Source organism: Pyxidicoccus fallax, assembly GCF_012933655.1.
In the GTDB taxonomy this organism is placed as follows: domain Bacteria; phylum Myxococcota; class Myxococcia; order Myxococcales; family Myxococcaceae; genus Myxococcus; species Myxococcus fallax.
In genome coordinates this window covers 1-11,675 of record NZ_JABBJJ010000376.1, presented here as the reverse complement: position 1 = coordinate 11,675, position 11,675 = coordinate 1, and the positions used below count along the sequence as shown (strand labels likewise).

At 70.7% G+C, this 11,675-nt stretch carries 8 protein-coding genes; 1 reads left to right on the top strand and 7 read right to left on the bottom strand.

All coding sequences use genetic code 11. From position 1 onward, the window contains the following. Window positions 1–110: 110 nt before the first annotated feature. The 7 genes from prfB to HG543_RS45290 form a co-directional block, all read right to left on the bottom strand. A protein-coding gene (gene prfB, locus HG543_RS45320; RefSeq protein WP_246357759.1) for a peptide chain release factor 2 occupies window positions 111–1,233 on the bottom strand; the annotation gives its coding sequence in 2 pieces (ribosomal slippage) (window positions 111–1,163 and window positions 1,165–1,233; 1,122 coding nt in all). Window positions 1,234–1,299: 66 nt separating this feature from the next. Then, window positions 1,300–2,625, bottom strand: a complete 1,326-nt coding sequence (locus HG543_RS45315) for an Lnb N-terminal periplasmic domain-containing protein (RefSeq protein WP_169351190.1) — start codon at window positions 2,623–2,625, stop codon at window positions 1,300–1,302. Window positions 2,626–2,723: 98 nt separating this feature from the next. Further along, window positions 2,724–3,581 carry an rRNA maturation RNase YbeY gene (gene ybeY / locus HG543_RS45310; RefSeq protein WP_169351189.1) on the bottom strand — a complete coding sequence of 286 codons (858 nt, stop codon included), beginning with the start codon at window positions 3,579–3,581 and terminating at the stop codon, window positions 2,724–2,726. Between the two features lie 22 nt (window positions 3,582–3,603). After that, a complete protein-coding gene (locus HG543_RS45305) occupies window positions 3,604–6,102 on the bottom strand; it encodes an HD family phosphohydrolase (RefSeq protein WP_171817898.1) in 2,499 nt (832 codons plus the stop codon). Between the two features lie 133 nt (window positions 6,103–6,235). Further along, a complete protein-coding gene (locus HG543_RS45300; protein ID WP_169351187.1) occupies window positions 6,236–7,327 on the bottom strand; it encodes a PhoH family protein in 1,092 nt (363 codons plus the stop codon). A gap of 82 nt (window positions 7,328–7,409) precedes the next feature. Then, window positions 7,410–8,528, bottom strand: a complete 1,119-nt coding sequence (locus HG543_RS45295; RefSeq protein ID WP_169351186.1) for a DUF4388 domain-containing protein — start codon at window positions 8,526–8,528, stop codon at window positions 7,410–7,412. A gap of 6 nt (window positions 8,529–8,534) precedes the next feature. Beyond that, window positions 8,535–10,727: a tetratricopeptide repeat protein gene (locus HG543_RS45290; RefSeq protein ID WP_169351185.1), complete on the bottom strand. Its 2,193-nt coding sequence runs from the start codon at window positions 10,725–10,727 to the stop codon at window positions 8,535–8,537. Window positions 10,728–10,843: 116 nt separating this feature from the next. Between HG543_RS45290 and mazG the strand changes: the two genes are divergently transcribed. Then, on the top strand, window positions 10,844–11,675 hold an 832-nt coding region (gene mazG, locus HG543_RS45285), incomplete at its 3' end, for a nucleoside triphosphate pyrophosphohydrolase (RefSeq protein WP_169351184.1).

Sequence of the window (11,675 nt, the reverse complement as noted above, 5' to 3'; positions counted from 1 at the left end):
CCCCTGCCCCGCCGCCCTCGGACAGCGAGACAGGGAAAAAGGTTCCCGGCGTGAGGGCGGCCCCGCGAAACGGACGTCGGGGCCGGGCCTACATGCCCGGCCGGGAGGCGCTAGTCCGCGCCGGCGCCGCGGTTGGGGTTCTTCACCCCGAGGAGCTGCGCGGTGACGAAGTCTTCCAGCTCGCCGTCCAGCACCGCGTCCACGTTGCCCGTCTCCACGCCGGTGCGCAGGTCCTTCACCATGCGGTACGGGGCCAGCACGTAGGAGCGGATCTGCGAGCCGAAGGAGATGTCCTTCTTCTGCGCCTCGGCGGCGTCGCGCGCGGCCTCGCGCTTCTTCATCTCCAGCTCGTACAGGCGGCCGCGCAAAATCTTGAAGGCCATGTCCTTGTTGGCCGACTGCGAGCGCTCCGTCTGGCAGGTGATGATGATGCCGGTGGGCAGGTGGCGCAGCTGCGCGGTGGACGACGTCTTGTTCACCTTCTGGCCGCCCGCGCCGCCGCCGCGGATGAACTTCAGCTCGATGTCCTTCTCCGGGATGTCGATCTGGATGGTGTCGTCCACCTCCGGATACACGTCCACGGACGCGAAGGCCGTCTGCCGGCGCGCGTTGGCGTCGAACGGGGAGATGCGCACCAGCCGGTGCACGCCCACCTCGGCCTTGAGGTAGCCGTAGGCGAAGTCACCCTCGATGCGGAGCGAGACGTTCTTGAAGCCCGCCTCTTCGCCCGGCACCTCGTCGTTGATCTCCACCTTCCAGCCCTTGGCCTCGCAGTAGCGCGTGTACATGCGCAGCAGCATGGCCGCCCAGTCCATGGAGTCCGTGCCGCCGGCACCGGCGTTGATGTCCATGAAGCAGCTGCTGCGGTCCTGCTCGCCGGACAGCATGCGCGCCAGCTCCAGCTTCGCGACGTCGCCCTCCAGCGACTCCAGCGAGCCCTCCGCCTCCTTCGCGGTGTCCGCGTCGTTGGCCTCGGCCGCCAGCTCCAGCAGGGTCTGCGCGTCGTCGAGGCCGCGCATGACCTTGTCGTAGGCGCCCACGCTGGCCTCCAGCGTGGACTTCTCCTTCAGCAGGGCCTGGGCCTTGGTGTTGTCGTCCCAGAAGTTGGGGAGCGTGGAGTCTCGCTCAATCAGCGCGATGCGGGACCGCTTGCGGTCCAGGTCAAAGATGCCCCCGGAGCGCCAGGACGCGCTCTCTGAGGCCGCTGATCTTCTCCATCGAATCGTTCGCCATGGTGTCGTCCTCGTCGGGCGGCGCACCCATGCGCCGCGCTCGGTAAAAGGGTTGAGGGAAAGAGGGTCAGGGTGCCTTCAGCGAAGGGACGGCATCCCCCCGCCCGGCTGACGCCCGCGCCGAGCCGCCCAGGCGCGCCAGCACCCGGTCCAGCCCGAAGCCTCCGGCCATGCCCAGCGAGATGGGCAGGATGAGCGCGATGAGTCGCCAGTTGTCCTGGTCGAAGGGCGGAAGGACCTTCAGGACCACGCCCAGCACGCCCATCACCGCCAGCGCGCTCCAGACCTTGAACAACCGGGCGCGGGCCTTCCTACCGCCGAACATGAGCGAAATGCCGAAGGGCACCGCCAGCAGTGTCAGCGGGTTGGCCAGGAAGAGATTCTCATTGCGGTACGTCACCGTGTGGTCCGTCACCAGCCACATGATGAACAGCGCCGTGCCGGGGAAGCCGAGCGCGAGGCCCAGCACGAAGTTCTCCAGCCCGAGCAGCACGCGCGCCAGCCGGCTCCCCTTCCGCTCCCACGCCGCCAGCCCCACCGCCAGGGCACCCAGCGCCACGCCGATGGCCAGCACCCACGGGCCCCACGCCGGAGGCTCGGCCGGCGGGCGTGGCCGCGTGGGCGACGCGTAGTAGTTCCAGCTCTTCGCCACCAGCGGCCGCGACTGCCCGTCCGCGCCCTTCACCTGGAGCGAGGCCACCTGGGCCTCCAGCTCGTCCGGGAGGAAGGCCTCGTCCCACTTCGTAATGGGCTGGTCGATTTCATCGTTCTGCATGAAGTCGAGCAGCACGCTCATGGGCGCGTTGACGGCCGTGTACCGCCGGGTGTGCTCGCGCAGCGTCATCCGCGCCGGGGCACGGTCCGCCTCGCGCAGCTGTCCCGCCGCGGCCACGTCAATCATGTCGCGCAGCCGGGTGACGCAGTTGTCCTTGTAGTGGTGATACAGATAGTCGCGATTCTCCGGCAGCACGTTGTCCGCCAGGCGCTTCGCCACCATCACCCGCTGCTCGGGGGTGAGGTTCAGCTCCTGGATGCGGACGTCGCGGTCCTCGCGCTGGTAGAAGCGGAAGGTGCCGGCGACGGACGACTGGCCCACCCAGAACTCCAGGCGGCCCATGGCGAAGCGGGCCAGCATCGCCTCGTCGAAGGAGAACATCCCGTAGTTGTAGAGGCGCGACTGGCGCAGCCGCGCGTCCTCCACCACCAGCGAGCCGTGCCCCCACCAGGAGGGCACGTCGTCGCCCGGGCTGAATGTCACCAGCCAGATGGACAGGTCCTCGCCCCGGCTTTCACCGGTGCCCCACGGCGGCGTCGTCTCCCCGCGCGCGGTGGCGGGCACCGCCAGCAGCAGCAGTCCGAGCAGGCAGGAGGCGATGAGTGACAGGCGGGGCATGGAGTCCGTCCAACACACGGGAGGCGGCCTACCTATCATGCGCGCCGCCCTCTTCAACGGGAGGATGCCGGAATGTCCGGCAGGGGGCCGACCGGAGCCTACATCAGGCTGCGGGCCCGGCGTGCCCGCGCGTCCACCTGGAGCGAGTCCGCCACCATGCCGCGCTCGCCGAGCAGCTGCTCCTCCAGCGCCGCCATCCGCTTCGCGTCGCGGGGCTTCTCGTGGTCATGCCCCAACAGGTGCAGCAGGCCGTGCGCCAGGTAGCGCGCCATCTCCGACTCCAGCGAGCGGCCGTACTCCTTCGCCTGCCGCTTCGCCGTGTCCAGGGAGATGACCACGTCGCCCAGCGGGCGCGGGCCGGGCGTGCCCCGGGGCAGCTCGCCGGCGGGGAAGCTCAGCACGTCCGTGGCCTTGTCCTTGTTGCGCCAGGTGCGGTTGAGACGACGGATGGCCCGGTCGTCCACCAGCGACAGCGACAGCTCGCAGCCGGACAGCCCGAGCTGCTTGAGGTAGTCGCGCGCCCAACCCGACACCAGGCGCGCGAAGTCCTTGCCCTGGCCGTGCGCCACCTGCACGGTGACGTGGTACTCCGCCTCGCGCGGCTCGGGCGTCTCCATGTGCGCCAGCTCCGGGCGGAAGGCCGGCGCGCAGATGGACCAGTAGTCACACGCGCCCTGGCCGTCGTTGCGGTACACCACGCGCTTGCCGCGCGGCACGAGGCCCACCTCGCCCGCGGCGATGCGCTCGCGGCGGCCCTCCACCACCACCGTCAGCTCGCCCTTGAGGACGATGACCACCTCGTCGAACTCGGGGCGCTGCGCGGGCTCGGACCAGCCCGGTGGCGCGAGCATGTGCGCCACGGAGGTGGACTCCGTGCCCGTCGTCGCCGCGCCCACGAACTCCTCGATGCGCTTGCCGTCGTCGCGGGGGATGAGCTTTCCCTTGCGAAGTCTCACACCGTCACTCCTCGCGCCGCGCTCATGACGCTCCCGCCGTGCGCGGCTTGTCCTTGCCTTCCACCTTGGTGCCACCGGCGACCACCAGCGGCGGCGCCTTGCCGCCCCCCACCGCGCCCGCCGGGTACGCCGGACGCGTGTGGTAGATGCCCTCCAGCGTGTGCAGGAAGGACTGCGCGATGAGGTTCAGGTCCTTCAGCGTCAGGTCGCACTCGTCCAGCTGCCCCTCGGAGAAGATGAGGTTGATGATCTTCTGCACCTGGGCCTGCAGCTTGGGCGTGGTGGGGTCCGGCATGGAGCGCGTGGAGGCCTCCACCGCGTCGGCGATCATCACCAGCGCCGCCTCCCGGAACTGCGGCTTGGGGCCCGGGTAGCGGTAGATGCTCTCGTCGATGGGAGGCGCGCCCTCCTTGCCTTCCTGCTCCTTCAGGGCCTTGTGGTAGAAGTAGCCCACCGTGCGCGTGCCGTGGTGCTGCGGAATGGCGTCCGCCACCAGCTTGGGCAGCCGGTACTGGCGCGCCATCTCCAGCCCCTCCGTCACGTGCCGCTTGATGATGACGGCGCTCATCGCCGGGGCGAGCGCGTCATGCCGGTTCTCGCCCTTCTGGTTCTCCCCGAAGTAGAGCGGGTTCCGGCCCTTTCCGATGTCGTGGTAGTACGCGCACGAGCGCGCCAGGAGCGGGTTGGCGCCGATGGTCTCCGCCGCGTTCTCCACCAGCGAGCCGATGATGATGGAGTGGTGGTAGGTGCCGGGCGCCTGGACGATGAGCTCCTTGAGCGCCGGGTGGTTGAGGTTGGCCAGCTCCAGCAGCTTGATGTCCGACGCGTAGCCGAAGGTGGACTCGATGAGCGGCGTGAGCGCCATCACCATCACCGGCACCGCCAGCGTGGAGCCCACGAAGGCGCACAGCGCGGTGATGAGCGTGTCCGCCGCCAGCCCCTTGCCCTCCACGAGGAAGAGGAACAGCACGGCGACGAGGTTGGCCGTGCCCGTCAGGAGGCCCGCCCGGAAGATGCCCACGCGGTCCTTCGCCTTGACGATGCGGTCGGCCGCCACCAGCGAGCCCACCAGCGTGTAGATGCCGAACGCCAGCGAGTTGCCCAGCATCACTCCCGCCAGGCAGGCGAACACCATGGCGAAGAAGAGCGCCAGTTCCTGCGTGAGGATGAAGCGCACCAGCATGGCGCCGGCCGCCACCGGGAACGCGTAATAGAAGGCTTCAATGGGCAGCGCGGTGTACCGGTCCTGCACCGCGTCCGCGATGGACACCCAGACCTGCAAGAGGCCCAGCATGCCCACCAGCAGGAGGCCCAGCAGCACGCCGTCCTTGCGCGTGGGCCTGAAGCGGCGGAAGGCCGCCCGGCAGAAGAGGTACGAGGCCACCACCAGCAGCGCCACCAGCCCGGTGCCGCCCACCTGGAGCTGCACCAGGTCCAGCCGGTCCGTCTCCGCGCGCATGCCCCGCAGCATCACCAGGTGCGTCTCGTTGACGAGCTCGCCGTCGCCGATGACGCGCTGGCCCTTCTTGATGGAGATGACGGCGTCCTTCACCGCCTGGGCCGCCTGGGTGCGCCGGGCGTCCGTCTCCGCGATGTTGATGGTGAGGTTGGCGCGGACCAGCCGCTTGGCCAGCCGCAGCACGGCGCGGCGCTGCACGCCCGGCGCGTCCGGCAGGAGGTTGCCGGGGATGGAGGCGAAGCGGTCCAGCTCCTGGTGCGCCTCGCGCACGTCCACCACCTGCGGCGCGGAGCCCGGCAGCGTGTCCTCGCCCTTGTTCATCACGTCCCGGACGGTGAGCCCCTGGGGGGCCTCGCGCGCCAGCTCCTCACGTGAGCCCGCCACGTACACCGCCCCACGCTCCGTGCGGTAGGCACGCTCCAGGAGCAGCAGCGTCGCGGCCTCCGCCTCCTCCGAGAAGCGGTTGGCGTACAGCGCCTGGAAGTCCTCCTGCTCCAGCCCGGACTCGCGCTGGCCGAAGAGCAGCTCCTGGAGCTCCGCCTGCATCGCCTCGCGGGCGCGGCGCTCGCGCTCGGCCTCTTCCGGGGACTGCGCCGCCGGACGTTTGCGCCGGGGGGCGGCGCCCTCCTCCGGCTCGGCGGCGGACTGGGCCTCGGCCAGCTCCTCCAGGCGCGTGCGCATGGTGGCGAAGGCCCCGCTCACCGTGCGGCGCAGGGTGCCCGGCACGGCGGGGTTCAAGTCGTACACGGGCCGGACGGCCGAGCGGGCGTCCTGGCGCCGCTGCTGCGTCATGGCCCGGTGGACGATTTCGTAGTCGCGCGCCGCCTTGAAGCCCGCTGGCGAGCTGGCCCGGAAGGGCTTTCCGAGGTGCTCTTCCGCCAGGGCGGGAATCTGCTGGCTATAGAGGCCCGGGGAGATGACGAAGCCAGCCCCCACCGCCACCGCGAGCAGCAGGAGGACCTGGACGGCGCGCCGCCCCCAGACGCCATTGCCCAGACCGAGGCGATCGGCGAGCGCGTCCAGTGGACTGGGCCCGGTGGGGGGCAATTCCGGTTCGGCCATGGGGGTCCTCACCCTAGATAAGGCGTCGCGGCTCCATCAAGGACGCAACGCCCGGGAAAATTCACGAGGGTGGGATAGCGTACGCCCGCCCGCTTGGGTATGCGCGGGTGGGTGTACGTGGTCAAGGAGTCCGTCACTCGCTACGGACGGGCTCGGAGACGGTGGGCACGGCGGCCGGGGCCGACGCCTGCGCGGAGGACGCCTCGCGGGCGGCCATCTGGGCCTCGAGCCGGGCCAGCTCCGCCCGGTCATAGGCACGAATGACTTCCTGGACGAGCGGGTGGCGGACCACGTCCACCTCGGCGAACTCCGCGAAGTGGATGCCCTCGACCTTCTTGAGGACGGAGCGCGCGTGGTTGAGGCCGGACATCTTGCCCGTGGGCAGGTCCACCTGCGTCACGTCACCGGTGATGACGGCCTTGCTGTTGTAGCCCAGGCGCGTCAGGAACATCTTCATCTGTTCCACGGTGGTGTTCTGCGCCTCGTCGAGGATGACGAAGGCGTCATTGAGCGTGCGGCCGCGCATGAAGGCCAGCGGGGCCACTTCCACCACGCCCTGCTCCAGCAGGTGCGCGGCGCGCTCGGCCGCCATCATGTCGTGGAGCGCGTCGTACAGCGGGCGCAGGTAGGGGTTCACCTTCTCCTGCAGGTCACCGGGGAGGAAGCCCAGCTTCTCGCCGGCCTCCACCGCGGGACGCGCGAGGATGATGCGCTTGACCTTGCGCTCCTGCAGGAACGCCACCGCCATGGCCATGGCGAGGTACGTCTTGCCCGTACCCGCGGGGCCGATGCCGAAGACGATGTCGTTGGCGCGGATGGCGTCCACGTAGCGCTTCTGGTTGATGCTCTTGGGGGAGATCTGCCGGTTGCCCGTGCTCTTCAGCACGGTGCCGAGCATGACCTCCTGCAGGGACTCCGCGCCGCGGCCGAGCACCTTGATGCCCTGCTCCACGTCCTCGCGGTAGACGGGACGGCCGGCGCGGATCATCTCCTCCAGGTTTTCCAGGAGGCGCACGGAGAAGGCCACCGCGTCCGAGGGACCGGACAGGTGGAACTCGGTCCCCCGCTGTCCGACCCGGACACCGAGGCGCCGCTCCATGAGCTTGAGGTTCTCGTTCTGATTGCCGCAGAGGGCCAGGGCGGTCGCGTTGTCACGAACGTCCACCTTGGCGGAGGCGGAGGTGGTGAGGACTTCGGGCGCTTCCAACGTGGCGGGATTTCTCAATGCGGTTCGTTCCTCGGGTCAGTCCTGCTGACCTCAACGTAACGCTGGCCCACCAAGCGCGAAAGACGACTTTGGTTCAAGGCTAGCGTAAGGGTGGCAAGAGGACGAACTGCCGAGCGGCCAACCGCCGGTAGTAGTACTCCTCACGCCAGGGGTATCTCAGTTCTTCCGGACTCAACAATCCAGCCTGCACCAAAGAATCCAGGCTTTCCGGAAGCTCTCCCCGCTCCAGACGAAACACTTCCAGGGCGGCTTCGATTCTGACGCGCTGGGCCTTGGAAACATGACGTTGGGCCGCCGGATCCGCGAAAGCGGAGCCCGGAGAACCTCCCGGGTGGGCCCAGGCGCCCCTGGAAACCACGAGGGCCGCCGCCGCCAGGACGGCCATGGTGGCCATCACGCGTCCCACCGTGCCCGCCACCCGGGCGAGCAGGCGCTGGTCCCCCGGGGCAGGCGCCTGGGTGCCTTCCGGGTGGATGGCGCGGACGTACTCCCCCTTCACCAGGTTGAAGAGGGCCTTGCAGGTCTCGAACTCGCCCAGGCAGCAGATGTCCACCAGCTTGCGCAGGTCCCGACCGAGGGCGATCTCCTCGTAGACGCGCCGCTCGGAGGGGCCGATGGAGCCCAGCTCCCCACCCTCCTCGTCGTGCCGGGGCTGCGGCAGCGTCTTGATGCGCTCGAAGGCGAGGTCGTCGCGGTGGATCTTCTTCCGGATGACGGGCCACTCGTCCACCATCCGGAAGCCCTCCATGAGCACCGTCTCGGCGCGCAGGGGGCGGATGGCCTCGGAGCCCGGCTCCACGGGCTCCTGGATGAATTCGTAGGTGCCGTCCTTCCAGGTGAAGAGGCGATAGATCGTCTCCGTCGCCTGGAGCTGCACCATCGACTGGAAGCGCTCGGCGGTGATGGCCTGGCTGGAGACGAGCACGTCCCCCAGCCGCTTGAGGGTGCGCCGCTGCGTCTCCAGCGCCGCCTCCAGCTGCGTCTCGGTGATGAGCTCCGAGCGGACCAGCATGGCGCCGATGAGGTCCTTGCGCTTGCGCGTGACGCTCTCGACCTTGATGATCTGCCCGTCCTTCAGGCCGACGCGGACCTCCTGCTCCTTGGTGCGCAGCTGCAGCGAGCCCGTCTTCTGCTGCTGGCCAATGAGCTGCAGGATGTCGCCGATGCCGAAGTCCTTCAGCGTTCCCTTGAGGGACATGTACCTTCACTCCCCCCGCCGCAGGCCGCGCAGGCCGCGCAGCGACAGCAGGTGGACACAGACGAGGAGCAGCACCGCCGGCACCAGCTTCAGGTACAGCGGGACGTCGCCGTACGGCGCGCGCACCACCCCCTGGTGGAGCAGCACCGCGCCCAGCGCGAACAGGAAGAAGAAGGCGTAGAGGGCGCCACGCAGCGGCACGCCGGAGGTGACGTGGCCCGCGCCGGACAAGAGCGCGCCCACCGCGTACGACAGCCGGCCCGCCCAGGCCTGGTGGCGCTCCACCTGCGCCTGCTTGCGCGCCCGCAGCTGCTGCGGCACCAGCCCCTTGCGCGAGAAGACATTCACGCACTGGCCACACTGCCGGCTGCCCACGCCCAGCTCCGGGTCGCACCGCACGCACACCGCGCGGCCGCAGCGCTCGCAGACCTTGGCGGCCTTGAGCCGTCCCGCGGACAGGCCCCACAGGACCAGCACCACGGCCAGCGCCGCGGGAAGGGCCCAGGCCACCGGCCCCGATGACACTCCGGGAAGCAGCCACCGCCCCAGCTCGGCCTCCACCTGGCGCCCCGCCTCCGTGCCGTCCGCCAGGGGCAGCCACTCGGACTCCGGCAGCGGCGGGGACAGCATCAGGAGGTTGAGCAGCAGCCGGTTCTCAGGCGGCCCCTCGCGGGCCAGCAGCGTGCGGTCCAGCTCCTGCGCGGAGGCGATGGCGGTGGCGGCCCGGTCCAGCTCCTTGCCCACCTCCGAGTCCGGCAGCGTCTTCGCCCGGCGGCGGTACACCTGGGCCAGGTTGTAGTGCGGCGCCGCCAGGGCCGGGTTCGCCTGGGACGCCTGCGCGTAGAGCTGCGCCGCGCCGTCCGCGTCCCCCAGGCCCACCAGCGTGTTGCCGAAGCGGGTCAACAGCCCCGCGTCCCCGGCGCGCAGCGCCGACGCCGCCTTGAAGTGCGTGCGCGCCTCCTCCAGCATTCCCCGGCGCGACTCGTAGTGCGCCAGCGCCGCCAGCTCCGCGAAGCTGGCCGCGCGGGACTGCTGCCGGGCGAGGACGCGCGCCATGGCGGCCTCCGCCGACAGGCCGCCGCGCTCCAGGAGGTAGACGTCCTCGGCGGGCGTGCCCGCGAAGGCCGTCACCCGCGCGAGCTGGCCGGCCGCCAGCGGCGTCAGGCCCACGCCCGCCACCAGCACCGCCGCCACCACCCGCTCCGCGCGCGTGAGGTAGAGCGCCACCGCGCCCAGCATCACCAGCAGCACCACCACCGCGCCCAGGCCCAGCGCCAGCGGCAGGCCCAGCAGCAGCAGGCCCAGGAGCGCGGACTGCCAGCGCGCCACCACGCGCGGTAGCAGGTGGTGGAAGTCATGCAGCGCGTAGCGCACCCGGCGCGCGAACAGCAGCGCCACCAGCACCCCGGCCGTGGCCGTCCACGCCAGGAGCGCCAGCGCGCCCAGGTTGGCCAGCACCGGCCGGCGGTAGCGCGGGTCCTTCACCAGCACCGTGAAGGCCTCGCGCGCCTGGGCCACGTACCGGGACATGTCGCCCGGCGCCGCCACCGCGTACGCCTCCGCGAGCGCGAAGCGCGCGTAGGGCAGCCCCGGCGACAGCTCCACCGCCAGCTCCGCCAGCCGCACCGCGCCCGCCGTGTCTCCCGCCCGGCGCCGCACGGCGGCCTCGCGCAGGAAGCCCACGCTGAGCGGCTCCAGGTCGGTGGCCAGCAGCTCGGCGCGCAGCTTCCGCAGCTCGGTCTGCGCGGCCTCGGCCGCCGCCGTGTCATTCGTCGCCCGGGCCTGCCGCCACCGGTCCCAGATGGCCATCACGTCCGCGTCCGTCAGGCGCGGCGTCAGCACCGGGCTCAGGACGGGGGGCGGCTGGTAGACGACCGGCTCGGGCTCCGGAGCGGGAGTGCCGGCGGCGGGGACCTTGCCATTCGCGGGCACCGCCTCGGGGGCCTTCGCGCCGCGCGTGGACTTGCCGGGAGCGGGCTCGTCCTCCTCCTCGGGCGGGGGCGTCTCCGCCTCGTCGGGGATGTCCTCGATGGGCTGATCCGCCGGGTCGAAGGACTCGTCCTTGAGGTCGGGCTCGATGTAGCGCGGATCCGTGTACCCGCCGGGGCGGGGGGCGCCCTCTGACTGCGCGGACACCGGGCCCGGGAACAGGAGCGCGAAGCCGCAGAGAACGAGGGGGAGGAACGGGAAGCGGATCATCCAGGGCGTGGATGATAGGCGACCCGAGGCGAACCACGAAACCAGATGCCACCTCCCCGCCCCGCCGCCCGCTTTCCCCCGTTGCCGGGCGGACCCTGCGTGTTACAGGGACCCGGATGGTGGACACGACACGGACCCCGGGGGCGGAGCTGGAGCGGCTGGTGGACATCATGCGGCGGCTTCGCTCGGAGAGCGGCTGCCCCTGGGACAGGGAGCAGGACCTGCGCTCGCTCCGTCCCTACCTCCTCGAGGAGGCCTTCGAGGTCCTGGAGGAGATGGACCGGGTGGGTTACGGCGGCACCCCCTGGCGGACCTTCTGCGAGGAGCTGGGGGACCTGCTCTTCCAGATTGTCTTCCACGCGCAGCTGGCCACGGAGCTGGGGGAGTTCACCATGGCCGACGTCTCCCGGAGCATCAGCGACAAGCTCACCCGCCGGCATCCGCACGTCTTCGGAGATCTGCGCGGCGTGGACGGCGCCTCCCAGGTCCTGGCCAACTGGGCGAAGCTGAAGGCGGAGGAGCGCAAGCAGAAGACGGGCCGCGAGGGCTCCGTGCTGGACGGAGTGCCCGTCGCCGCGCCGGCGCTGATGCGCGCCGAGCGCCTCACGGAGAAGGCCAGCCGCATCGGCTTCGACTGGCCGGACCTGGCCGGCGTCCGGGGCAAGCTGGCCGAGGAGCTGGACGAGCTGGACGAGGCCATCGCCTCCGGAGACCGGGACGCCATCGAGCACGAGCTGGGCGACGTCCTCTTCTCCCTGGCCAACCTGGCGCGCTTCATCAAGGCGCCCGCCGAGGACGCGCTGCGGATGGCCATCCGCCGCTTCACCACCCGCTTCCAGCACATCGAATCCCAGCTGCGCGCCGAGGGCGTGCCCTTCGGAGAGGCCACCCTGGAGCACATGGAGCGCCACTGGCAGGACGCGAAGGTGAAGGAGAAGTCCCTGCCCC